This window comes from Salinicoccus sesuvii, from assembly GCF_042648145.1.
In the GTDB taxonomy this organism is placed as follows: Bacteria; Bacillota; Bacilli; order Staphylococcales; family Salinicoccaceae; genus Salinicoccus; species Salinicoccus sesuvii.
Window position 1 is genome coordinate 140931 of sequence record NZ_JBHRWV010000002.1, and the last position, 24663, is coordinate 165593.

Annotated in this window: 24 protein-coding genes and 2 pseudogenes; 16 read left to right on the forward strand and 10 right to left on the reverse strand. The window is 43.1% G+C overall.

What is annotated here, in order from left to right; translation table 11 throughout:
* Nucleotide 1: 1 nt before the first annotated feature.
* Complete coding sequence (locus ACFOJ8_RS03390) at nt 2–634, reverse strand: GNAT family N-acetyltransferase (protein WP_380653312.1); 633 nt, start codon at nt 632–634, stop codon at nt 2–4.
* A gap of 101 nt (nt 635–735) precedes the next feature.
* On the opposite strand from ACFOJ8_RS03390, the gene acsA reads away from it, so the two are divergent.
* Both acsA and ACFOJ8_RS03400 read left to right on the forward strand, forming a co-directional pair.
* Nucleotides 736–2448 carry an acetate--CoA ligase gene (gene acsA / locus ACFOJ8_RS03395; protein ID WP_380653314.1) on the forward strand — a complete coding sequence of 571 codons (1713 nt, stop codon included), beginning with the start codon at nt 736–738 and terminating at the stop codon, nt 2446–2448.
* Nucleotides 2449–2558: 110 nt separating this feature from the next.
* Nucleotides 2559–4226, forward strand: a complete 1668-nt coding sequence (locus ACFOJ8_RS03400) for a formate--tetrahydrofolate ligase (protein ID WP_380653316.1) — start codon at nt 2559–2561, stop codon at nt 4224–4226.
* Nucleotides 4227–4312: 86 nt separating this feature from the next.
* Here ACFOJ8_RS03400 and ACFOJ8_RS03405 read toward each other — a convergent pair whose 3' ends face one another.
* Entirely contained in the window at nt 4313–6766 is a 2454-nt protein-coding gene (locus ACFOJ8_RS03405; RefSeq protein WP_380659880.1) for a transglycosylase domain-containing protein, read from the reverse strand.
* A 413-nt stretch (nt 6767–7179) separates the two neighbouring features.
* On the opposite strand from ACFOJ8_RS03405, the gene tyrS reads away from it, so the two are divergent.
* The 3 genes from tyrS to ACFOJ8_RS03420 all read left to right on the forward strand — a co-directional run bounded on the left by tyrS (nt 7180) and on the right by ACFOJ8_RS03420 (nt 10016).
* Nucleotides 7180–8442, forward strand: coding sequence for a tyrosine--tRNA ligase (gene tyrS, locus ACFOJ8_RS03410; protein ID WP_380657014.1), 1263 nt, complete (start codon nt 7180–7182; stop codon nt 8440–8442).
* 123 nt (nt 8443–8565) lie between these two features.
* Nucleotides 8566–9150: a LemA family protein gene (locus ACFOJ8_RS03415; RefSeq protein ID WP_380653320.1), complete on the forward strand. Its 585-nt coding sequence runs from the start codon at nt 8566–8568 to the stop codon at nt 9148–9150.
* Nucleotides 9150–10016: a TPM domain-containing protein gene (locus ACFOJ8_RS03420; protein WP_380653321.1), complete on the forward strand. Its 867-nt coding sequence runs from the start codon at nt 9150–9152 to the stop codon at nt 10014–10016. Before ACFOJ8_RS03415 ends, ACFOJ8_RS03420 begins: the two co-directional genes overlap by 1 nt.
* Before the next feature lie 46 nt (nt 10017–10062).
* Here the strand turns inward: ACFOJ8_RS03420 and ACFOJ8_RS03425 are convergent, their stop codons facing one another.
* On the reverse strand, nt 10063–11391 hold the full coding sequence (locus ACFOJ8_RS03425; RefSeq protein ID WP_380653324.1) for a YjiH family protein: 1329 nt from the start codon (nt 11389–11391) through the stop codon (nt 10063–10065).
* 186 nt (nt 11392–11577) lie between these two features.
* On the opposite strand from ACFOJ8_RS03425, the gene ACFOJ8_RS03430 reads away from it, so the two are divergent.
* The gene (locus tag ACFOJ8_RS03430) at nt 11578–12534 is read left to right on the forward strand and encodes a dipeptidase (RefSeq protein WP_380653327.1); all 957 of its coding nucleotides are present in this window, start codon (nt 11578–11580) and stop codon (nt 12532–12534) included.
* Between the two features lie 10 nt (nt 12535–12544).
* Here ACFOJ8_RS03430 and ACFOJ8_RS03435 read toward each other — a convergent pair whose 3' ends face one another.
* A complete protein-coding gene (locus ACFOJ8_RS03435) occupies nt 12545–13039 on the reverse strand; it encodes a hypothetical protein (RefSeq protein WP_380653330.1) in 495 nt (164 codons plus the stop codon).
* 96 nt (nt 13040–13135) lie between these two features.
* On the opposite strand from ACFOJ8_RS03435, the gene ACFOJ8_RS03440 reads away from it, so the two are divergent.
* The 3 genes from ACFOJ8_RS03440 (at nt 13136) to ACFOJ8_RS03450 (ending at nt 15980) form a co-directional block, all read left to right on the forward strand.
* A complete protein-coding gene (locus ACFOJ8_RS03440) occupies nt 13136–14281 on the forward strand; it encodes an MFS transporter (RefSeq protein WP_380653333.1) in 1146 nt (381 codons plus the stop codon).
* A gap of 25 nt (nt 14282–14306) precedes the next feature.
* On the forward strand, nt 14307–14606 hold the full coding sequence (locus tag ACFOJ8_RS03445) for a hypothetical protein (protein WP_380653336.1): 300 nt from the start codon (nt 14307–14309) through the stop codon (nt 14604–14606).
* A gap of 183 nt (nt 14607–14789) precedes the next feature.
* The gene (locus ACFOJ8_RS03450) at nt 14790–15980 is read left to right on the forward strand and encodes a DUF418 domain-containing protein (RefSeq protein WP_380653338.1); all 1191 of its coding nucleotides are present in this window, start codon (nt 14790–14792) and stop codon (nt 15978–15980) included.
* Nucleotides 15981–15992: 12 nt separating this feature from the next.
* Here the strand turns inward: ACFOJ8_RS03450 and ACFOJ8_RS03455 are convergent, their stop codons facing one another.
* Together ACFOJ8_RS03455 and ACFOJ8_RS03460 are read right to left on the reverse strand one after the other, a co-directional pair.
* Entirely contained in the window at nt 15993–16520 is a 528-nt protein-coding gene (locus ACFOJ8_RS03455; protein ID WP_380653341.1) for a DUF421 domain-containing protein, read from the reverse strand.
* A gap of 17 nt (nt 16521–16537) precedes the next feature.
* Nucleotides 16538–17590: a C45 family autoproteolytic acyltransferase/hydolase gene (locus tag ACFOJ8_RS03460; RefSeq protein ID WP_380653344.1), complete on the reverse strand. Its 1053-nt coding sequence runs from the start codon at nt 17588–17590 to the stop codon at nt 16538–16540.
* 95 nt (nt 17591–17685) lie between these two features.
* Here ACFOJ8_RS03460 and ACFOJ8_RS03465 point away from each other — a divergent pair.
* A pseudogene (locus ACFOJ8_RS03465) lies at nt 17686–19142 on the forward strand (carbon starvation CstA family protein).
* A 42-nt stretch (nt 19143–19184) separates the two neighbouring features.
* Here the strand turns inward: ACFOJ8_RS03465 and ACFOJ8_RS03470 are convergent.
* Complete coding sequence (locus tag ACFOJ8_RS03470) at nt 19185–19763, reverse strand: histidine phosphatase family protein (RefSeq protein WP_380653347.1); 579 nt, start codon at nt 19761–19763, stop codon at nt 19185–19187.
* A 77-nt stretch (nt 19764–19840) separates the two neighbouring features.
* On the opposite strand from ACFOJ8_RS03470, the gene ACFOJ8_RS03475 reads away from it, so the two are divergent.
* From ACFOJ8_RS03475 to ACFOJ8_RS03485, 3 genes are read left to right on the forward strand one after another with little or no spacing between them, the layout of a single operon-like run.
* Nucleotides 19841–20602 carry a metallophosphoesterase family protein gene (locus ACFOJ8_RS03475; protein WP_380653350.1) on the forward strand — a complete coding sequence of 254 codons (762 nt, stop codon included), beginning with the start codon at nt 19841–19843 and terminating at the stop codon, nt 20600–20602.
* A gap of 3 nt (nt 20603–20605) precedes the next feature.
* Complete coding sequence (locus ACFOJ8_RS03480; protein WP_380653352.1) at nt 20606–21121, forward strand: GNAT family N-acetyltransferase; 516 nt, start codon at nt 20606–20608, stop codon at nt 21119–21121.
* Nucleotides 21118–22032 (forward strand): alpha/beta hydrolase, encoded by a 915-nt coding sequence (locus ACFOJ8_RS03485; protein WP_380653355.1) that lies wholly within the window; start codon nt 21118–21120, stop codon nt 22030–22032. Before ACFOJ8_RS03480 ends, ACFOJ8_RS03485 begins: the two co-directional genes overlap by 4 nt.
* A 14-nt stretch (nt 22033–22046) precedes the next feature.
* On the opposite strand, the gene ACFOJ8_RS03490 is transcribed toward ACFOJ8_RS03485, so the two are convergent.
* Nucleotides 22047–22253, reverse strand: coding sequence for a hypothetical protein (locus ACFOJ8_RS03490; RefSeq protein WP_380653358.1), 207 nt, complete (start codon nt 22251–22253; stop codon nt 22047–22049).
* An 89-nt stretch (nt 22254–22342) separates the two neighbouring features.
* On the opposite strand from ACFOJ8_RS03490, the gene ACFOJ8_RS03495 reads away from it, so the two are divergent.
* Nucleotides 22343–22969 (forward strand): N-acetyltransferase, encoded by a 627-nt coding sequence (locus tag ACFOJ8_RS03495; RefSeq protein WP_380653361.1) that lies wholly within the window; start codon nt 22343–22345, stop codon nt 22967–22969.
* Between the two features lie 125 nt (nt 22970–23094).
* Nucleotides 23095–23451: a SpoIIAA family protein gene (locus tag ACFOJ8_RS03500; RefSeq protein ID WP_380653364.1), complete on the forward strand. Its 357-nt coding sequence runs from the start codon at nt 23095–23097 to the stop codon at nt 23449–23451.
* Between the two features lie 147 nt (nt 23452–23598).
* Here ACFOJ8_RS03500 and ACFOJ8_RS03505 read toward each other — a convergent pair.
* Nucleotides 23599–23955: pseudogene (locus tag ACFOJ8_RS03505) on the reverse strand (DUF2071 domain-containing protein); the annotation flags it as partial.
* 12 nt (nt 23956–23967) lie between these two features.
* Nucleotides 23968–24096, reverse strand: a complete 129-nt coding sequence (locus ACFOJ8_RS03510) for a hypothetical protein (protein WP_380653366.1) — start codon at nt 24094–24096, stop codon at nt 23968–23970.
* A gap of 121 nt (nt 24097–24217) precedes the next feature.
* Between ACFOJ8_RS03510 and ACFOJ8_RS03515 the strand changes: the two genes are divergently transcribed.
* Nucleotides 24218–24598, forward strand: a complete 381-nt coding sequence (locus tag ACFOJ8_RS03515; RefSeq protein ID WP_380653369.1) for a DUF2512 family protein — start codon at nt 24218–24220, stop codon at nt 24596–24598.
* The last annotated feature ends 65 nt before the right edge of the window (nt 24599–24663 follow it).

A 24663-nucleotide genomic window follows, 5' to 3' on the forward strand; every position in this document is an offset into this window, starting at 1 on the left:
CCTAAATGAAAAATCGATTTTTAAACCTTAGTTTATCGAATGCCATTATATGTTCTTCCTTAATATTACTTCCAATGCGTGCCATTAGAGTATTTGCTGGATGTCCTGTAATTTCTGGATCATTGGTTTGAAAAACTTCAAAACCTACACTTGCCATCAGACCAATCATCAGTTCCTTATATGCGTACACATCAAGACCGCTGTTTTTAAGGTCCCAATGCCAATAATATTCGGTTGTGATAATAATATAGTTCTCCATATAATCATCTTGCATGGCGAGCTTGAGAAGGCTCTTGCCTAAACCGAAACTGCGGTAGTCCAGACTGATCTCGACAGCACCGAGTTCCATAATATAGGGCAGATTTCCATCAGACCATCGTTCCATAGGATCTGGATGCAGGAATGTAACATAACCAACTATATGGGACGCTTTACGAACGATTATAATTCTCCCTTCGTCAAGGTCTGCAATTTCCATGATGGCTTCAAACTGATCTTTAGGGGGGCGAAAGGCATTGAGCCCATCATCGAATGTGAAACTGGAAAGTGCCTTAGCGGATAAAGGACCCTCTACGACAAAAGAATGGCTTTCCGTTTCAAACTCCTCTTTATAATAAGTCTTTCTATGGTCCAAAAAAAGACCTCCTAAATTTTATTTCAATTATTTTGAAAAATTGCTCTATTCTATTATATAATAAGAGATGTAAAAGAGAAAACACAAAGGGGAGTTAAATTATGAAGGTAGATCTCTATGAAGCAACAGATCAGAATCCTAACTTGAAGGATTATGATGAGGCAGTGAAGCACCATGACTGGAGTGAAGTGGAGAAACAATTTTCCTGGTATGAAACTGGAAAGTACAACATGGCTTACGAATGCATAGATAAACACGTCGAAAATGGGAAGGCAGACAAAGTCGCACTTCACTATAAAAATGGAGATAGTAAAAGCTCATATACATTCAATGATTTGAAGAAGGCATCGAACAAAGCTGCCAATGTTTTAAAAGATAAAGCCGATGTAACTAAAGGGGACCGCGTGTTTATATTTATGGCAAGAAGCCCAGAGCTTTACTTTTCACTGCTTGGTGCATTGAAAATCGGTGCCATCGTCGGACCACTTTTCGAAGCATTCATGGAAAAGGCTGTCAGAGACCGTCTTGAGAACAGTGAAGCGAAAGTCATCATCACCACTCCTGAACTTTTGCCGAGAATTCCAGTGGATGAGTTGCCGAACCTTGAGAAAGTTGTGGTCGTTGGGAAGGATGTCGGAGCAGATCAAATAGATTTCAATAAGTATTATGAGAGCGCTTCCGATGAGTTCGATATAGAGTGGCTAGATAAGGAAGATGGTCTTATTCTGCACTACACAAGTGGTTCCACAGGTCAACCGAAAGGTGTTTTGCATGTACAGCATGCAATGGTCCAGCACTACATCTCAGGTCAGTATGTTTTAGATCTTAAAGAGGATGATGTCTACTGGTGTACTGCGGATCCGGGATGGGTGACAGGTACATCATACGGTATCTTTGCACCTTGGTTAAATGGGGCAACCAATGTCGTCGTTGGGGGACGCTTCTCCCCTGAAGCATGGTATGGTGCGATACAGGATTTGGACATTACGGTGTGGTACAGTGCACCCACGGCTTTTCGTATGCTCATGGGAGCAGGGGACGAGATTGTAAACGAATTCGATCTATCTTCCCTGCGCCATGTCCTCTCTGTAGGAGAACCATTGAACCCCGAAGTCGTTAAATGGGGAATGAAAGTATTCAACTTAAGAATTCATGATACTTGGTGGATGACAGAGACTGGGGCACACATGATTGTTAATATGCCATCCATGGATATAAAGGGTGGTTCGATGGGCAAACCGTTGCCAGGTGTTGAGGCTGCCATTATTGATGATGAGGGTAACGAACTTCCAGCAAACCGTATGGGTAATTTGGCGATGAAGAGTGGATGGCCATCCATGATGCGCAAAATATGGAAAAATGATGCTAAATTCCAGTCTTACTTCATCGGTGACTGGTATATTTCAGGAGACTCCGCCTATAAAGATGAGGATGGCTACTACTGGTTCCAAGGTCGTGTAGATGATGTTATCATGACGGCCGGTGAACGTGTCGGACCATTTGAAATCGAATCCAAGCTCGTGGAGCACCCGGCGGTTCAAGAAGCCGGTGTTATTGGTAAACCGGATCCTTTACGTGGAGAGATTGTTAAAGCATTTATCTCTCTGAGAGAAGGATATGAAGCGACAGATGAATTGAAAGAGGAGATAAGAAAATTCGTCAAAGAAGGTCTAGCTGCTCACGCGGCTCCAAGAGAAATCGAGTTTAAAGATAAGCTACCAAAGACAAGAAGTGGTAAGATCATGCGCCGAGTGCTGAAAGCGTGGGAACTCGATCTACCAGCTGGTGATCTTTCTTCAATGGACGATGATTAAGAAAATATGAGAAAAGTAAAGATTGTCCTTGCGAATTGCAGGGGCAATTTTTTATTTGTTATGGCATAATGGAATTGTGATAATCGAATTTCTATTGAGGAGATGATATTGTGGTACACATGACAGATCAAGAAATCGCAAGTCAGGCGGACATCAGACCAATTGAAGATATCGCTAAAAAAGCAGGGATTCCCTATGAAGCACTAGAAATGTATGGGAAGTATAAGGCAAAGGTAGATATACATAAGATTAAAGGAAGTAGTCAGCAGGCGAAAGTAGTGCTTGTATCTGCAATGAACCCAACCCAAGCCGGTGAAGGTAAATCCACCTGTACAGTGGGGCTCGCTGATGCTTTCAATCAACTCGACAAGAATGTAATGGTTGCACTCCGTGAACCGTCTCTTGGTCCCGTTATGGGTATCAAAGGTGGGGCGACAGGTGGTGGGCGTGCACAAGTACTGCCCATGGAAGAAATAAATCTTCACTTCAATGGAGATTTGCATGCTATTACAACAGCAAATAATGCTTTATCTGCATTTATTGATAATCATATACACCACGGCAATGCACTCAATATTGACCCAAGACGCGTCACTTGGAAGCGTGTTATGGACATGAACGACCGGGCACTTAGACAGGTTGTTGTTGGGCTCGGGGGTGTGACGCGGGGTGTACCAAGAGAAGATGGATTCGATATCACAGTTGCAAGCGAAATTATGGCTGTGCTATGTCTGGCAAGTGATCTCACTGATCTGAAGAAAAAGCTTTCTGAAATCGTCATTGGTTACACTTACGACAAGGAGCCAATCACTGTCGGGCAACTTGAAGTAGAGGGTGCGCTCGCACTGTTGCTCAAGGAAGCGGTGAAACCGAATCTTGTGCAGACGATGGAAGGTACTCCTGCACTTATACATGGCGGACCGTTCGCCAACATCGCACATGGTTGTAATTCTCTTATCGCAACGAATACCGCGAGAAAGCTGGCGGATATCGTAGTGACAGAATGTGGGTTCGGTTCCGATCTTGGTGGAGAGAAGTTCATGAACATTAAAGCGCGTAAAGGAAATTTTGCACCTGACGCACTTGTGCTTGTCGCGACAATCCGTGCATTGAAGATGAATGGCGGTGTAGCTAAAAAAGATCTTGGCGAAGCGAATCTGGAAGCTTTGAAACTTGGTATTGTGAATCTTGACAAACATATTGAAAATGCACGTAAGTTCGGTGTGGAGCCTGTTGTTGCACTTAATGACTTCGTTACCGATACAGACGAAGAAAGAGATTTTGTACTTAATTGGTGTAAAGAACAGAATGTCAGAGTATCGTTGACAAAAGTATGGGAGCATGGCGGTGCTGGTGGGACAGATCTGGCAGAAAAAGTACTTGAAGTGCTCGAAACGCCTCAAAATTTCCACCATCTTTATGAAGATGAAATGTCTATCGATCAGAAGATAGAAACGATAGTAACAGAGGTATATGGTGGGGATGGCGTCATCTTCACAGATAAAGCTAAAAAACAATTAGCTGAAATTGATCGTCATGGCTGGGGGGATTTCCCAGTTTGCATGGCCAAAACGCAGTACTCACTAAGTGATGATCCTGCTCTGCTCGGTCGTCCCAGAGGATTTAAGGTAACTGTTAGGGAGGTAGTTGCAAAAACCGGAGCTGGTTTTGTGGTGGCACTGACAGGTGATATTATGACCATGCCAGGACTGCCGAAAGTGCCTTCAGCTGTACATATGGATGTAGATGCTGATGGTAACTCTAGAGGCCTCTTCTAAAGATATATAAAATGGCGGCCCTTTCCATGTTAGGAAAGGGCCGCCATTTTTAATTTATTCAATCGTCGTCATCATCATCATCGTCATCATTCGAAGAGCTGCCGCTGCCGACACTNACCCATTCTAGCAAGAATTTCAGGGTCACTGAGACTATCTTTGTCATTCAGAAGTGTGTCTTCAGCAATCAGACCTTCTCCAGGTCGATCAAGGTTGCGTTCACAGTCGTCTTCAAGTTCCATGGTCAGTGCACAATATTCAACTTCCCTAACAGAAGATGGACGGCTGAAACGTTCGTTGGCACCGAGCTGTTCAGGTGCTACTTCGCTGATAGCCTGTGCAAGGTCGCGCCAGTTGTAGATATGCATGTGTTGTTCACTATCGGCATTTTCAACTTGAGGAATATTGCGGTCGTAACCCATCCAGACTCCTAAAGTGACCTTAGGATTATATCCCATGAACCATGAATCTACAAAGCCGTTGGATGTACCGGTTTTAGCTGCCCAGTCATAAGTGTCGCTCACACTGTTATAATAATCTTGGATGTAGTAGGCAGATCCGGTCTGGAACGTTTCTTTCAATATATCTGTCATCAGATATGCTGTAGAATCTTTAAATACTTGAGTAGTTTCACTTTCATGTTCATAGATGACTTCGCCACTCGGGCTGGTGATGGAAGCAATCATATAGCTATCCACCAGTTCACCATTGTTAGCAAATGTAGAGAAAGCATTTGTATTTTCTTCAACTGATAGATCGTTTGAACCCAAAGGCATTGAAGGAATCAAAGTGTTTTCATCTGAGTAGAAATTATCTGCAATTGGGAGATTCATTCTCTCGAAATATTCCTGTGGATTCTGTTGTCTTACATCTGCCCATAGTCTTAGCGTACTCAAGTTATAGGAGTTGCTTAAGGCATGCTTGGCAGATACCAGTCCGAATTCTTCATCTACATCGTAGTTACGCGGGCTGTAATCCTCACCATAAGGGTTCGGAATGGTAAAAATTTCATCTAACAGTACAGTATCTGGTGCAATGATGCCTTTATCAATTGCCGGGCCGTAAGTAATCAGCGGTTTCATTGTGGAACCTGCCTGACGACTTGTCTGAGTAGCATGATTGATTGAAGAACGCTCATGATCGCGTCCGCCGACGAAGCCGAGAATTTTACCAGTCTCATTATCTTTCATTATAGCACCAATTTCGTGCTCCAGAACCTCATCGTCTTCCTCTTGCTCCTCATCTGTTGCGTCTGTGGCATCTGCAATACTTCTTGATCCATAGTAATAGTTGGAATTATTTACAACATCTTGCATTGTATCATAGATTGTTTTATCGATTGTTGTTTCGATATGGTATCCTTGGTTTCTCAATGCAATGTTAGCTTCATTCGTATACTGCTGGTTAATGAGTGGTGTGGAATCGACATCTTCTCTGGCCAGCCCGTCTTCCTCAGCGAGATAGTACTTGAGTATCTCAATGCTACGTCTTTCAAGCTCATCGGTAAGGAACGGATAGTTCTGGTTCGGCACTGTCACACTATCTGTGAGGTTGTCGTAAAGATTATATTCGAGTGCCTCTTCATACTCTTCTTGTGTAATCGCATTTTCAGTGAGCATGCGTTCCAGTACAAATCTCTGTCTGTTTTGACCTGCTTCAAGCAATTCCGGATCTTTTACAGTACCACCTTGCAAGAATGGTGTGTATGCGTATGGATTTTGTGGCACACCTGCAAGAAATGCACTCTCTGCAAGATTCAAATCTGCAGCATCCTTGCCGAATATGCCATCCGCAGCCGCTTGGATACCAGCGATGTTCTGTCCGTTGGCATTACGCCCGAATGAAACGGCGTTCAAATATGCTTCCAGTATCTCTTCTTTCGAAAGCATTTTTTCAACACGAAAAGCAAGCAATAGTTCTGTTGCCTTACGGTCGAAAGTGGTTTCATCCGTTAGCAACTGGTTCTTGACAAGTTGCTGTGTCAGCGTACTACCACCAGTGCTTGAACCTGATCCTGCTACTTGCTGGAGGGTGGCTCTCATGAAGGCTTTGGGTACGACACCATTATGTTCGTAGAAGTATTCATCTTCTGTCGCAACCAAGGCTTGGATCACATACGGTGAGACGTCATCGTAGTCGATTCGTTCACGTATCAGATCCGCCCGAAGCGTACCGAGAGATTCTCCCGAACCAAAGGCCACCGTCGTACTCTCCGTCATCTCTGTTAGAGCCGTCCTCACTTCTTCCTCAGGCTGAATCTCTTCATCGTTAACAAGTGCTGCAAAATAGCCCAGGCCAATACTGAGCCCGAGTATTCCGACCAGAGCAAGTGCGAGTACCGAGAACAGGATGATGTTCCAGATAGTGTCATACGCTGTGAAGAATGAAATTCTAAGAGGGGAGCCGGTCCTTTTGAAACGTGAAGTGACACTATTGAATTTCTCTTTGAAAGTGGCCCCTTTTATAGGCTCAGCTTTCGCTTCTGTATCTCTGCGAGAAAAAAGGTTTTTAATATAATTTAAAAAGTCGTTGTTCTTCTTCATTGTTACCTCCTATCATCGGTCATTATAACACATCCGAAACAATTAGAGTAAATGATTGAAGGTCGGCTGTGACTGTTTTATGAAGCTGATTTCTGAGCAGTAAAAGGTCATAAAAATTAACATACTTAGGTAAGCCTTGACTTTTCACCACCAGAATAATATCATTTCTATAAATTGATATTATTCGAGTGGCAGAGAAGTAGCTGGTGTGGCGGAATACAGAGAGCTGATGGATGGTGGGAATCAGTGCACGCAACCAGACGAATACACTGCATCACACATTCGTACGTCTGGGCGGACGTTTTAGCCCATAGAGAGAAACTGTTTGGTGGTACCGTGTATTCAGCACCCTTACTCAATGTAGGGGTGCTTTTTTATATCAATTTTCAAAATAAAGGATATCCGGGAGGAAAATAATGAGCACATTGCTAGAAGATTTAAAATACAGAGGCATCATTTACCAGATGACCGACGAAGAAAAGATTGAAGAATTACTAGATCGTGGACAGCTTTCATTGTACTGTGGAGCAGACCCCACTGCAGACAGCCTTCACATTGGACACCTTGTTCCATTCCTGACGCTTAGAAGATTTCAGGAACATGGCCATCGTCCGATCGTGCTGATTGGCGGCGGAACCGGAATGATCGGAGATCCATCATTTAAAAGTGAAGAGCGAAACCTCCAAACTGAAGACCAGATCGATGCCAATGTCGCTGGCATCCGGAGTCAGATGGAAACTATATTTGATTTTTCCGATGAAAATGGGGCAATCCTAGTTAACAATAAGGACTGGTTGCAGGAAATCAGTCTCATCAGTTTCTTAAGAGACTACGGAAAGCATGTCAGCCTAAACTATATGCTCGCCAAAGACGCCATCCAGTCAAGACTTGAAACAGGTATCTCTTATACAGAATTCACATACACCATTTTACAAGCAATTGATTTCGGACACCTGAATAGGCACTTTAACTGCAAGATGCAGATTGGTGGTTCAGACCAGTGGGGTAATATCACAAGTGGCCTCGACCTAATGAGACGGGTCTATGGTGAAACAGAAGCTGAAGGCATGACTATTCCACTCGTTACGAAAGCAGACGGCAAGAAATTCGGTAAAACGGAGTCAGGTAATATATGGCTTGATCCGAAGCGGACCTCTCCTTATGAATTCTACCAGTTCTGGATCAACCAGAGCGATGCGGATGTCATCAAATTCATCAAACTATTCACATTCTTAGATAGAGAAGAGATCGAATTGCTTGAGGAGTCTGTTAGAAACGAACCGCATTTCAGAAATGCACAGAGACGTCTAGCGGAAAACATTACGGCTTTCATCCATGGAGATGCAGCTCTGGAAGAAGCACAAAATATTACAGAGGCGCTTTTTAATGGCGATATCAAATCACTCTCTGTGGATCAGATTAAAGATGCATTCAAAGACGTACCTTCTGCTTCCTATACAGATGAAGATAAGAATATTGTCAAAGTGATTGTCGATACTGGAATCTCGTCATCACGCAGACAAGCCAGAGAAGACATCAAGAATGGTGCTATCTACATTAATGGTGAGCGCCAACAAGATGTAGACTATGAGATAGACGAAACAGATAAGCTTGATGGTGAATTCACTGTCATTAGAAGAGGTAAAAAGAAATACCACGTCGTCAAATACTCATAAATAGTAATGGAGCGGATGCATCGCATCCGCTCCATTTTAATAGCTTTGATGATAACCAATGTTTAAACTATTGCATTCATGCTATTATATAGGAAATAAAAGTTTACTAAAGGAGAAGATAAAATGAAAAAATTACTGATACCTCTAGGCGTCATCATCGGATTTTTCATCATTCTTGCGATGATATTTGCTCCGAAATATAACCAGTTTATCGGTTTGGAAGAACAAGTGAATCAGCAGGAGTCGCAGATTGAGACTCAGTTACAGAGAAGGGGAGACTTGATTCCAAACCTTGTAAACACAGTACAAGGGTATGCATCACAAGAACAAGAGATATTTACTGACATTGCTGAAGCAAGAAGTCGACTGTCAGGTGCGCAAGGGGTAGAAGAGATGGCTGAAGCCAATGGTGAAGTCACATCAGCTCTATCTCGGCTGATTGCAATCTCAGAAGATTATCCTGACCTTCAGGCGAGTACACAGTTTACAGGTCTGCGGGATGAACTCGCGGGGGCTGAGAATCGTATTGCTGTAGCAAGACAAGACTATAATGCATCGGTACAGGAATATAATCAGAATACACGCAGATTCCCGGGCAATGTCATTGCTGGGCTTTTCAACTTCAATGAAAAACCATATTTCAAAGCGGACGATTCAGCCAGAGAAGTGCCTGAAGTAGACTTCAACACTGAACAGGACGGAGAGTGATGAAACGGCTGATCATACTAGTCCTGATGCTGTTTGTTTTTTTCAGTATGCCGGTACAGGCACGGGTCGCCCTGCCTTCCTTGGACACCTCCCATTACTTTGTACAGGATAACGCGGGTGTACTAAGTGACACTGCAGTGCAGGAGCTGAACGAAAAAGGGGCATATCTCGAAGAAGGTACCAGCGTAGAAATGCTCCTCCTCACCATGCCTTCGACTGGGCAGGAGCATCGTCAGGACTACGCGCTCAGAGCACTGCGTGAATATGGTGTCGGCAAAGAGGAATCAGACAATGGCATTGTCATTCTACTAAATCTGGATAACGGTAATGAGTACAATAACCGGGGTGTGGAAGTCCAAGTGGGATATGGTGTCGAAGGATACCTAAATGACGCCAAAATCGGCAGGATTATCGATGACGTTGCAATAGAAGATTTTGTTGCAGCAACTGAAGCAGACGAGGGTTCTGCTGAAGCAGCTACCTATTATGCTCAAGGACTTTCAAAACTCTACGAAGCACTGTATCAGGAATCCCTTGAGGCATATGGGTATGAAAATGGAGAATTTACCCGTGATAGCCCGCAGACAGATGGATCTATACAGGCGGAAACAGGAGAAACGACGGGTACCGGAGGTTCGATTTTCAGGTTACTCTTTGCGATGGCGGTCATCTATCTACTTTTCAAAATTATGGGTGGTGGCGGCAGACCTCCAAGAGGTGGCGGTCGCAGGCGCCGTAGAGGCGGACCTGTTGTATTCTTCCCACCTTCTGGTGGCGGTTCTCGCGGCGGCGGATTCGGCGGAGGTGGATTCGGCGGGTTTGGCGGTGGTTCCGGCGGCGGTGGCGGCGCTGGTCGAGGTTTCTAAATTGAAGACATAAAAAATGTTCTGTGGATTTCCACAGAACATTTTTTTAGAATATAAGATGTGCAATAAGCGTGATGATTGGAAGTGTAATAGCCGTGCGAAGTAGGAAGATGATAAACAGTTTTCCAAGTCCAACCGGTATTTTAGATCCAAGTATGACACCGCCCACTTCTGAAAGATAGATCAGCTGTGTGATACTCAGTGCGCCGATGATGAAGCGTGTCATGTCTGCCGATACCCCTTCAATCAGTATGGCTGGTAGGAACATGTCTGTAAAACCAATGAATAGTGCTTCTGAAGCTGCCTGTGCTTCCGGTATCCCCATTAGTTCTAAAAGGGGAACGAATGGTGCGCCAATCCATGAGAATAACGGTGTGTATTCAGCGAGCATCGTGCCTAGCGTACCAATTGCCATGACAATTGGTAGAACCGCGAACCACATATCTGCAACAGTCTTGACACCATCTTTGAGAAAATCAACAAATCCTTCCGCTTTTTCAGAGCGATCGAGAGCTTTTTTAAAGCCCCAACTGAAAGGGTTATAGCCTGAGGGAATTGCTTCATCGACTTCTTTGCCTTCCACGTAGTAGTCGTCTTTAATACGCGATAGTGGCGGAATTCTTGGCATTATCAATGCTGCAATAACACCTGCAATGATGATGGTCATATAAAATAGGCCAAAGTAGTCCATCAATCCGATCAGATCTAGTATGACAATAGAGAATGTGATGGAGACGACAGAGAACGTCGTCGCTATAACCGATGCTTCTCGTTTAGAATAGAATCCTTTTTCATATTGATTACTTGTTAGAAGTACACCGACTGTTCCATCGCCAACCCAAGATGCCAGATTGTCGACTGTGGAACGACCAGGCAATGTGAATAATGGTCGCATAATCTTTGCAAATATAGATCCGACAAACTCGAGCAGTCCGTAGTTTAGTAGCAAGGGGAGCAGGATGCCTGCAAATAGGAATACAGCGAATAGTGTTGGTAGTAGATCATTAAGTATCATTCCGCCTGTGACATCGGAAATGATGGCTTCTGGTCCAATGACAATATAGGTCATCAGTGCAAATATGGCACCGACGGTACGCAGAATGACCCAAATAGTATTTGTTCGGAACAGATTACCTAAAAACTCCGAATCAGGCTCAATCACCCAGCTAAACAGTATGCTCAGCAGAGCAGAGACGGTTATAAGTATTATAAGTATAAGAATCACAGTATTGGCGCCCAATAAGTCAATCAGCCCATTAGCGAGGTAGGCAACAGGTATAGTAGTGTCCCCATCAACCTTTATTGGGAAAAGAAACATTAATATCCCAATTAGCGAAGGGATAATAAATTTAAATAAAGTTGCAGTTCTATGCATAAAAAGACCTCCTTATTTAATAATTATACATGCCAAGTAACCGTTGTAAATCACAAATATTTAAAAACCGTTTTCATAAGCTGTTTATATTTTATACTTCGCTTCATAGTTATGCAATCTAATTCTCGCCTTTTTATTTCAAGAGTATTCTAAGGATTGATATAATCAGTAAAAGGGAGGCATTTTATGAATATTATCGATACACATTGTGATGCACTGATGAAACTACAGATGGACTATAGAAGAACTTATTCATTCGAGGAAAAACTGCTTGATTTTAAGCATGGAAATGAGATTCAAACTAACGCACAAAGACTGATAAAGGGGCAGGTTAAAGTACAGTTTTTTGCCATCTTTATACCACCACAGCTGCCGGATAATGAAAAATGGCAACACGCATTAGAGCAAGTGGATTGTTTCTATAACGAAGTCCTGAGTCAGGAGCACTTTATCCATATTAAAAGATTCGATGAAATCAATCGGCTCGGTGAAGGTGAGGTTGGAGCGGTACTTACGCTTGAAGGTGCAGATGCTGTTGGAAATGATTTGATGAAACTACGTACACTGTTTAGATTGGGTGTGCTTTCTGTTGGATTGACTTGGAACAATGCCAACCTCGTGGCTGATGGCGTAGGAGAGACGCGGAACACGGGGCTGACGGAGTTTGGCCTTAAATTTATTGACTGTTGCAACACTCATGGTGTGCTTGTGGATATTAGTCATTTGAATCCGGAAGGTGTGGATGTGGTTATGAACCAGGCAGAACGTGTCATCGCCACTCATTCAAATGCGAGGGAAGTATTCGATCATCCAAGAAATCTCTGCGACGATCAGATCAAAACACTGGTGAGTAAAGGTGGGATGGTTAATATTGTCTTTAATCCGCCATTCATTAAAGAAGGATTTGTCGGAATAGAAGATTTGTTCCCACACATTGATCACATTATCGATCTTGTCGGAGAAGACGCTATCGGTCTTGGATCGGATTTCGACGGCATTGCTTCATATGTCGAAAAACTTGAAGATGCCGGTATGTATCAGAATCTCGCTGAGGCATTGGTAGAACATTATGGGGAGTCATTTGCGAGAAAGATGACGCATGAGAACTTCCTGTCGAACTACGTAGAAAAAGACTTGTCATAGACAAGTCTTTTTATGAACTGCTTTCTGAAGTCAATTGCGCGTAGTCTTCTTGGATGCTTTCATAACGTTGCCGAACCAATTCTTCTTGAGATTCAATTTCGTCAAGCCGTTCATCCACTTCTTCTCTGAAATCACTAGCACCGAGCGGGTTATAGTTGACGAAGGTTCGATTAAATTCACCATATAACTCAACAAGATTTTCGAGTGAATTGGTATATGTCAGCATTTCTTCTTTCAACTGCTCGTGTTCCGTGCCTGTAACAGTGTAATTGTGAATGGTTCTTCTTAGATCTTCGATTTTGGGAAGTGCTTCTTCATATATAATGCGGATTTTAGCTTCTCGATCTTCTGTTTCTTCCATTTCACCCATTAGTTCGCTAAATTCTGCTTGGAGAGAATCGTGGTTCCTCTCGAAAGCTTCATATAGGTCATCGAGTGAATCCTGATTGCCTTGAGCACAGCCTGCAAGAAGTAAGAATATTAAAACAGGAATTAATTTCTTCATCATACCACCTCAATAGTATTTTAACACGTATATGTTTATATGCGTCGAATTATGATGTATACTGGTCAAGTTGACTTTTTTGAATAGGTGATTATAATGAATAGAAAACTACTATTAACCTTTACAATTGGGGTATTTCTTCTTGGCATGATGGAACTTATCATTTCGGGTATATTGGAACTTATGAGTTCGGACCTCGGCATTTCTAATGCACTTACGGGCCAATTGATTACCGTCTATGCAGTGAGTTTTGCCATTTTCGGCCCCATACTTGTCAAAGCGACAGAAAAATTCAGACCCAAACCTGTAATCTTGACATCACTTGTCGTTTTTATAATCGGCAATCTTATATTTGGGCTCTCCAGCACCTTCCTGATGCTCGCTGTGGGTCGTGTTGTAACAGCATTGGCAGCTGCAGTGTTCATCGTCAAGATTATGGACATGACTGTGCTCCTCTCAGCGCCGGCCATACGCGGGCGTATGATTGCCTTAGTTTACATGGGCTTTAGTGCAGCCAATGTATTCGGTATTCCAATCGGTACGCTGGTCGGTCAGCAGTTCGGATGGCGTGTCATCTTCTGGCTGGTCATACTGCTTGCTGTTCTTGTCGGTTTGGGCATCATTCTTTTGACCCCCAATAAAAAGGGTGACGACCTCGGTGATCCGGTACCGGATAAAATATTGAATATGAAAAATATTGCACTCTACATAGGTGTAACAATGTCCGTTCTGATTGGTAACTATATTGTTATTGGGTATATTTCCCCACTTATGACATCGAATGGCTACACCCTCGGCAGTGTTTCCATTGCACTTCTCATTGCCGGTGCCGGCGGCATGCTTGGTACGGTACTTGGTGGTAACATGGTGGACCGTATAGGCACAAAAAAGACATTGGCAATTATGTTGTCACTGTTCATGTTGACCATGGCGCTCATGCCACTGTTATACAGTGTTCCAGGACTATTCTACACGAATCTTTTCCTTTGGAGCCTCTTCCAGTGGAGTACGAGTCCGACAGTCCAAAGTGGATTGGTTGAAAACGTACAGGGTTCAGCAGCTAATGTCTTCAGCTGGAACATGTCTGGATTGAACCTCGGCATTGGTATTGGAGCGGTTATCGGCGGTATTTACATCAACTGGTTCGATATCAGCTTTGCACCGTGGCTGAGTGTCTTCATCATTGCCATCGGACTGTTATGTACTGTGTTTATCAAAGAAACAGATCAATCATTTCAATAAGCCAAGATAAAGGATGTGAGATCAAATGTTCATCAGACTGATACTGGTCATTGCACTTTCGTTCTTCGTCATATATGGACTCAACTACCTCGATTTGGCGGATGTCGGTTATAGTTTCCGCTCGGTGGCTATCACCGCAGTAGCACTTATAGTGCTCAGCCTGCTGTATCGTGTCTTTACGAAATTCCTAAAACTCATCTTATTTGTGTTCGTATTCCTACCGCTTGTAGCATTCGGGATCTACTATATATATTCATACCTAACAGGAGTCCCGATGGAACTCTTTGATATGGACTGGATTCAAAAAGGCGCTCAATGGCTTTGAGCGTCTTTTTTCGTTCTGCTGTTTTATATCGACAATTTTTTAGTGCTATGAAGAAGTGACTTCTAAATATGCTTTATGATTCAGTACTAATTTTTCTTTGCTATACCCAAATTGAAATAATTTAATTTGGATAATATCTTCTATGTTATCATTAATGCAAATACTTGTTACAGGAGGTACTTTATGCAACATAACTATACACCGATCCAGTCATCTGAGAGAGTTTATGAGATTGATTCGGTGCGTGGATTTGCGCTGCTCGGTATTCTGATGATGAATATCATGAGCTTCGCCGGACCTCAGATTGAGGGCCAGATGACGATGGAGACAAGCGACATCTACACCGGTAGTAATGCCATCGTCATTCTTCTGATAAATGTACTGGTTACTTCCAACTTCTATACAATGTTCTCTTTCCTTTTCGGACTTGGTTTCTTTATCTTTCTCTCTAGAGCAGAGAAAAAGCCAGGATCTACATACTTATTATTTACGAGAAGAATGATTGTGTTGCTCTGCTTCGGTATCGTCCATGCAGTATTCCTTTGGTATGGAGATATACTTACGCTTTATGCAGTTACTGGACTATTCTTAATGTTCTTCTATCGTTTCAAGCCAGTGGTGAATCTCATTGTAGCCGTCGTTCTTCTTATTCTTGGGACTGTATTCGTATTACTTTTGACGTTGTTGATGTTTAGTGTACGTGACATGGATATGGGGGAAATGGCTGCCGTAGGTAGTGGATTTGACATGATGACAGTAGCTGGTGGCTCTTATATGGATATCATCAGTCTGAACCTCTCGGTACTTTCGTTGATGGCGACAAGCAATATCATCATGGCACCGTTTGTTTTAGCAATGTTTTTAATTGGGCTCTACGTTGGACAGAAAGGCTACTTCGAACGGCTCGAATCAATTAATGGTCTTTTGTGGAAAGTGGCCCTCATCGGTATACTCATCGGCCTACCAATAAAAATTCTGACAGGTTACGCAATGACGTACGGCATGGCAGATCCGATGTGGTCGATGGCCTCTATGCTTGCCTATACGATTGGGGGACCGCTCATGTCATTGGGTTACGTTGCGCTGCTGATACTCATCATGAAGCGTGTCGGTAAATTCGCAACTCTCCTTCAGCCGGTAGGGCAAATGGCACTGTCCAATTATATCGGACAGAGCATATTGATGGTCACTCTATTTTTCGGTTTCGGACTTTTTGATAAAATAGATGCCGTGTGGTTCCCGTTGATTGTTCTTCTCACTTTCGCCTTACAGATTATAATTAGCCATCTGTGGATGAAGCATTTCCGTTTCGGCCCTCTCGAATGGGTCTGGAGGATGCTGACTTACCTTAAAATATTCGACATAAAAAAATAAGACCGTAAGCTCTTATTTTTTTACATCACTGAAAAGTTTATCGAGATTTTGCGCTTCAGATTGTTTGCTGATAATCGAAATACTGCCATCAGTCTCCATAACTACTGCCATAACTTGAGAGAGGTCACTTTTGCCACTAGACCGAGCCGACTGTCTGACTTCAGCTTCCAGCACTCGTGCCTTTTTCATATTATCAAGCAAGTATTCACCTTCATAATAAAGGAGTACGGGCTGTGACTTGACGAGCTTGCTGACAGTTTTGCTCTTTACGGACAGTTTGGTGATGATGTACTGCATAATCACTAGTACCAAAAAGGCAGTGACACCTTGAGCAATTGTGATATCTTTGCTTGTAATGACACTTGCAAGAATGGAACCGAGCGCAATTGTTACGATGAAATCAAACGCATTCATCTTGGTCAGTGTACGTTTACCGCTTACTCTGAGAATGACGACCAGTGACAGATAGGCCATGATTCCGATGAGTATGGTCCTTAGAATGACACTAAAATTATCGAATATGAGATTGTCGAAAGACATAATTATCACCGCTTATTCTAAATTTTGGTTTTACCCTGCCAATCAGCATTCGTAAATTTAAGGTCTGTACCCAGGTAGCCATGGATGGCCTCTTGATCCATTGATTCTCCATGAATCCAACGGGAGAAGTCGAATTCATGTAAAGATCCATTTTCACCGAGTTTTATCATTGCCGTAAGATTACGTTTATCATAAGCCGAGGTGTGGATCGTACCTGCCCAGCTTTTATAGTTGTCTACAAAAAGTCCATGGCGGCGATCTGTGAATAATTCCAATAGTTCCGAGCGCGTGGGTCTGTCGAGTGTTCGGAGTATATCAAGCCTTTCCTTCGAATCGACTAGATATCTCCTGTTTTCATCGGTGAGGCTCTCGTAATGATTGGTACATATATTGGCATCTCTAAATGCCAGTCCTCTGGCAGAAGTTTCGGCTAGGAAAGAGTGGTTATCGCTATCTTGAACGATATAGCTGAACCCCCCACGGTGGGGAAGGTCGAGAAGAAGTTGCCTGGCTTCTTCTGCAGTTCTGCATAGTTCCAAAATGAACCTGCCAATAATGAAGCAAGTAAAACCATCTGAAGGCTGTTTTCTATTCATGAAGTTATAGGCCATGACTAGACCATGTTCGTTCATCCCGTCCATCCTACCTGTTACTCTTGAAGCGGGGCCGATATGCGCGTAGCCTTGGTCCGGTTGAAAAAGTTTATAGATGCCGTCGTATGTATTCGGATGGTAATCATAATTCCTTATGAAGATGTCACCATCCACGTATACGCTGCACCCGCTGTCTCTTGGTGAAATGCGATAGTGGGCGAGATTAAGCAGTACGTCCTGATCATTGAGTTTGAGGCTTTCCTGCAGTCCCATGACTTCTTCCCAGATATGTGGTGCAAAATGCATGTACAGTGCTTTCGTTTTTTGGAAGTCTAAGGCAAATTTAGGGCGTCGCTTAATCCATTCGTAATTTCTGTTATCCATATAGTGTGTCTGAGCAAGCAGCCTTCCCTGCTCAATCCCGTACTCATAGTGACTGCCTCTGAAAGTATGAACTTTTGCGCTAATTTTCTGCATTTTATTTTCTCCTTGTTGAATTTAAAAACGCTCTCATTTAGTATTTGGTTTGTTCTTTTTAGTTTTTAAAATATTCTATTGGCGGAGGTTGCTTGATAATAACATTCTTTGTATCTATTGTCCTACTTATTTTTGGTTACTTTACATATGGCAAGTATATCGATCGGATGTTCGGACCGAAAAATGATCGTCCTACGCCTGCAAATCATCAGCGTGACAACGTCGATTTTATTCCGATGGGTAAAGGAGCGCAATTCACTGATTCAACTTCTTAACATCGCTGGTGTCGGTTCCATATTTGGTCCCATCATGGGAGCGCACTACGGACCTGTAGCATTCATTTGGATTGTCATTGATTCAATTTTTGCGGGAGCTGTCCATGATTATCTCACAGGCATGATATCAATTAGAAATCAGGGTGCTCATCTTCCTGCGCTCGCAAGCAAGTTTCTCGGCAAGGGGATGAAGCATATCGTCAATGCATTCACACTACTTTTGCTCTTACTTGTGGGGACAGTCTTTGTCACTTCTCCAGCTATACTCTTGCACTCGCTCATGGACGGCAGGGTAGCACTCGGTCTCATACTCGGCGTAATATTCCTCTACTATATTCTATCAACCGTTCTGCCGATTGATAAGATTATCGGGAAGGTCTACCGTTCTTTGGGGCGATTCTTTTGTTCAGTGCAGCAGCAATTGGCTTTAGGCTTGTTCAGACAGGGGCTCAGATCCCTGAGCTTACACTCTCCAACATGCATCCTGACAATCTGCCCATCTTCCCACTCCTTTTCTTCACGATTACTTGTGGCGCACTTTCTGGATTTCATGCAACACAGTCGCCAATCATTTCACGGACAACTGCCAAGGAGTCGAATGGACGTCAGATATTCTACGGTATGCAGATTGCTGAAGGTATTATCGCAATGGTCTGGGCCGCTGCAGCAATGAGCATTTTTGATGATATGGCGGATTGGCTCAAGTCCTTGCCGAAGGTGAAGCGGCACTTGTTGTGCCTGAGGCCTCCATTCTGCTGCTTGGTTCAGTAGTAGGCACATTGGCGATACTCGGTGTGATTATCTTGCCGATTACGAGTGGTGACACGGCATTCAGAAGTGCGAGGATGATTGTTGCAGACTATCTTTCATTTTCCCAAAGGAAAGTGTGGAAACGTTTTAGCATTACGATACCGATGCTTGTCATCAGTTATTGTCTAACGCTGATCGATTTTACAATTTTATGGAGATACTTCTCTTGGGCCAATCAGACGACAGCTGTCATCGCTTTGTGGATCGGGGTGATGTATTTGCTTCTTGCCAAAAAGAATTACTGGGTGGCATTGATTCCTGCTGTTTTCATGACATTCAATGTCTTCACGTACATTCTTTATGAAGAGATGGGCTTTGGCTTGGACATTAATATTTCATATGCAGGCGGAGCAGTACTGACTGTTCTATGGTGTATGCATTTCTATAGTGTATATAAAAAGACAGTAGGGGCCGAAGCATTCCCCATCGATTATCCCATCTCGGCAGAGTCAAAAACCACATATTAGATGAAATAGATAGAGCATACCGTGAGGTATGCTCTATCTATTTCATATCTGTTCGTTGCCCGTATAAGTGGGTATATTATATTCATGTACTTGCCACTTGGAATCTACATATTCAATATAACTTACACTACAGTTGTCAAGCTTTGTACCGAGCATATCAATCTCCTTGCTGAAAAGTGAAAGAATGGATTTGATGGTACGGGAGTGGGCCGTCACCAACACATATTGATTCCTATGATGTTCAAGTATATGATCGAGTGCTATCTGCACTCGTTCCGCTAGTGCTTCGAATGTTTCAGCCCCTGGCAGTTCTCCGTGCGGGTACTTCTCCATAATGTCATCGATATGATGACCTTCAAGCTCACCGAAATGCTGTTCTTTCAGCTCATTCATTGTCTCTATCGGCAGATTGTGATATTCGTTTATGATCTCGGCCGTACGATAGGCACGTCCAAGCGGACTTGAGACGATGGCATCAAATTGTTCCTCTCTGAGCTTGTCAGCGGCCCGTCGCGCCTGATACTCACCTTCCTCATTCAAGGGGATATCCGATGCACCCTGGAGCTTCTTTAATCGGTTGAATTCCGTCAATCCATGTCTTACTAGGCAAAGTCTTGTCATAATGCACCTCAATCATATTTTACATATATGATACCATGAGATTGAAATGATGGGTTGGATTGGAGTCTTTTGGTAGAATGAATTATAAAAGAAATAAACGGGGGTCAGGTGGATTGAGTACAAGGATTGCGATTATTTCCGATATACATGGTAATTTCAATGCACTATCTAAGGTAATGGAAGACATGGAAAAGTTCGGAGTGGATGAGATTTTCTGCTTGGGGGATATCATCTCTATGGGGCACCAGACAAATGAAGTGTTAGATATGCTGTGTAAGCTCGATAACCTTTCCATAATCAGAGGCAACCACGACGATGAAGTGATAAAAGTATTGAAGGGTGCCCCGACACGGATAACAGGAGAGGAGCACAATCATCATCTATGGGTAGCGAGGCATCTGGATGGACGGTTTAAGCCGTTTCTTGAATCCATGCCACTAAGCATGGATAAAAAAATTGCGAATTATGATATGCTACTTACTCACTATCATCTGAACCCAGATAATACATACTGTTCAATCAATATGTCTCCTTCAGTGGAAGCACTGGATGCCATATATAAAGATAAAAGTTATGATATGATCATGTTCGGGTTCGGGCATGACCACTTGCATTATCATTTTGAATCAAGCCAAAAGGTTTTTATCAATCCAGGGGCGCTTGGCATTACACTCAGTGAATATGCGCCCTATACAATTCTTGAAATCGATAAGGAATCTATCAACCTTGTTCACAGACAAGTACCTTATGACCGCAACGGTTTCATCGAAGGTCTCAAGCAAGAAAATCCACCAGCACTGGACTTCATTATGAATGTACTTCTTAAGGAGAGAGGCTAGAATATGGAAATAAGACCCATAGAAATGAGAGATATTGAACCATTCCTCAATTTGCTTTTAGATCTCGGTACGCCGAGTGAAGCGGGACTGCATGAAACACCTGTACTTAATACTTCGTATACAGAAGCACTTCTGACTTCTGTTCTCCAGGATCCTAAAAGGCAAATATTTGTTGCCATCAATCAACAGGAAATGATGGGATACCTTAGTCTATCGGGCAATAAACGCGACATGACAAAGCACCGGGCAAATATTTCACTAGGGATAGTATCTACAGACCAACAAAATAGTATTGGCAGGAACTTGCTTAATTCCGGTATCGTATGGGCAGAGGAAAACGGGGTACATCGACTTGAGTTGTCTATACGTGATGACTTTGAAGAGATGATTGAGTTATACACTGCTCTTGGTTTCCTTAAAGAGGGAGAGCGAATTGATGCTTTGCTCATCGATGGTGAGTACAGAAACGAAATTTATCTTTATAGGCTGACGCATCTGGAAAGGAGAGGAAAATCGTGAATGTGCAACATTTTAACATTGGCAACAAACACGCTGAAGTGACCATGATGCTCGGAGAGGATGCTGTTCATAAGAAAGAGGGCAGACCGGCGGTTGTCATTTGTCCGGGCGGCAGTTATATGTATGTATCGGATAGGGAAGCAGAGCCCGTCGGCTATGAGTTTCTATCAAAAGGTTATCGTGTATTCATACTTAGATATTCAACTATCGGGACGACTATGAAGAAAGAAAAGGGTAGAATTAATCGAGATGAGCTCTATAAGGCTGCGGCAATGGTCGAGCAGGATACAGTACTCGGGTCAGAGTTTCCAGGCCCTCTTCTTGAATTAGCTGAGACAATTTCTTTTATTCGTGAAAACTGTCATGAGTTTAATGTGGATCCGGACCGGATTGGGACAATCGGCTTTTCCGCCGGCGGTCATCTGGCAGCGAGTTTAGGTGTCCACTGGAATGCCCAGTGGCTGCGTGATCTGACAGGTACGGAATCGAGATGGTACCGTCCAAATTTCCAGATTCTTGCCTATCCAATTTTGGACTACATGCTCAATAAGGAAATTGCGGAATCAAGAGGCATCGGTGACCCGAAGTACATGTCTACTGCTTCGAGGATGGTTTTTGGCCCGACAATTGAAGATGAGATTGTCGACCGCGCGCATATTAAAGCACATGTCTCAGAAAATACACCACCGACCTTCATATGGCATACAGTAGAGGACAAGTTGGTCTTTGTAGAAAATTCTCTCGACTTTGCCAAGACACTGGAAACTTATCAAATCCCTTGGGAACTCCATACTTTTAAGAGCGGCAGCCATGGCTTGAGCTTGGCTACTGAAACGACAGGTATGGCGGATGCACGTGCAGCACAATGGACGTCTCTTATGTTCAGTTGGCTCGAGGAAATACTGCATTAAAAAAAGACGCCTATTCAGCGTCTTTTTATATAATGGATCTTAAATTGTGTAAATGTCTCTGTATGTCCCGGATAGATGAACTGGATGAATTTGTCTTCGTCAGGTGTAGTCTCCTGGAGTATGTACTCTGACTTGTTAAATTCGCTCATCTTGTCATTTTGTATGACCGTGAAATCCGTCCTGTCGTTCGTGCTGTCTTTAACCTTCACCAAGATCGCCATATGCACCAACTCCTCTACTAATATATAACCGAATTCTGGAGTAATAAACGTATTAGATTGTGTACAACTTAATTTGAAAGGATGAAACGATGGAATTTAGAATACTGAGCCCTGGGGATTTGTCTGAATTGCTTGAACTACAACTGAAAGTTTACGATGCTCTGGAGAATAAAGAAGTACTGCAAACACTGTCCGAAAGTGAGTTCGCGCAGATTATCGAGCAAGGTTTCATTCTTGGTGCCTATGAAGCGGGCAGATTGGTCGGTTCTCGTTCCATGTATGTGCCTTCAGTGGGTGAAGAAGGGCATCTTGCTGACGATGTCGGTATAAAAGATAAGAAAAGTGTTATCTACTCAGAAATCACCTTTATCGACCCTGGGAAGCGAGGGAGAGGTATGCAGACTGCGATGGGAAAAGAACTAATAGAAAAAGTGCGCAAGGAAAGGCGATTTGAGAATATACTCACAACAGTGATGCCTGAAAATATACCGAGTCTAAAAGACAAGTTCCGTCTCGGTTTCAAAATCCTTAAGACAACTTATAAGTATAATGGAAAAAAACGACATATCATGCATTTAGGTCTGAATCATCCATTCGAACCCAAGGGGCAAGCAGAAAAGATTCATTTCAGTGATACAGATTGGATGATGACTAAAGGAAATACCTTTATAGGAAGTAGTTTTGATGGAGAGCATATATATTACTATCCAAAGTAAAAGGGCGCAGGATAAATCCTGCGCCCTTTTACTTTATAATTGGCTCTGCATGAATCTGCAGACTTTGATGTTTCCCAATCATTTGATAGGGTAGCGAATAACAAATACAGAATGGAGGTCACAATATGATTACACTTGAAGAGACCGAGCTGGAAAACGTTATTCGGATTGAGGTGGACGGAAAAGTGACGAAAGAAGATGCAGAAAAGTCCATGACATTCATAAATGAGCATTACGGAGAGGATAAGCCACTCAGCGCACTCGTCTACATTAAGTATTTTGGAGGGGTCGGCCCTGTTGGCATGGCGAAGGGTACGCTGATGGATATCAGTCATTGGAATCAGTATAAGAAATTTGCGGTTGTCACTGATGTTGCATGGGAAGAAATTGGGGCAAAGCTGGTCGGTATCTTGCCGGGCATTGAAGTCAAACAGTTTGATAAGGCTCAGGTCGATCAGGCCTACGAGTGGCTCAAAGGCTAAAGTGATTGGAATTTTTAATTGGCCAGAATAAGACGTCCAGTGCCTCAACATAGTGGGCGAGTACAGGTTCGCCTTCAATATCCCCGGGCAGTAGGGAACGTACACCGCTTTTTTCGTAATAAACTGAGGCGTACGCAGGGTTCCAGGGCTTATGGTGGATGCCGATATGGACTTATATCTCCCTTTGAAATAAGCAGACGTATCATGTTGCCGATGGCTTGAGAAGTGAGTCCATCCGTTTCGTTTTGTTGCTTTTATCTGGGCTTTGGAATACGGCAATGTACCAAGCCGTGCACCAATGACTGGAATGATTTTGGCAGCGTCCAAGCTAAAGAAATAGATGCCGGGGATATTTCGATACCTAACATATGTTCTGACATTGAGCTCCAAGAATTGATGAAAGTATGGAAATCTTGGGATTCCCCGAAACTGCATGTTACGTACGTTAAAGGAGAATATGGAAAGCCATGCAACACCATCATATATGTCGAGTTCGAGTTCATCAGGGACATGGGGTTAAATCATTTCAGGCTCTATAGGAATATGTATGCACATCAAGTCTTCCCACCTCTGGTACATGGTCCAAGAACCCACTGGCAGTGGCGCATTCCGACCCTCAGTATACTTCAATAGTTCTTCTTTCATAATATCCCTCCATCCTTTACTCGGTGTATATCCTCAACGCCGCTCCATCAAACAATATGTTTTGTGCATATATTGATGGGTGTAGTGAAGAATAACACTAACAAAGGATGGGGGATGAACAATGGAACATGTGATAGCTATGCTAATTAAAGTCATCATGACGCTTGCGGTATTATGGATTGTTCTTGGTGGTTTTTATGGGATGGAATTCTGGCCGATGATTCTTGGCACAACCATCGTACTTGGTATTTTGTCTTACTTTGCAGGTGATTTGATTATTCTACCAGCAGCCGGCAATATCACCGCTACAATTTCAGATCTGGTGCTTACTTTCCTTGTAGTATGGCTGATGGGTCTATGGTTGACAGATCTTTCCGGAGGCGAAGTAGCAGTCGCAGCAATCATTTCTGCAGTAATTATTGTAGTAGGAGAATATCTTTTCCACATCTATTTGTTAAAGAACGGACCAGTTGCGCGCCACAGAAAATACAGCAGAGTCTAGAATAGAAAAATTTCATACCAATTGTTATCCCCCGCACATATTGTGTGGGGGATAATTGAATATAA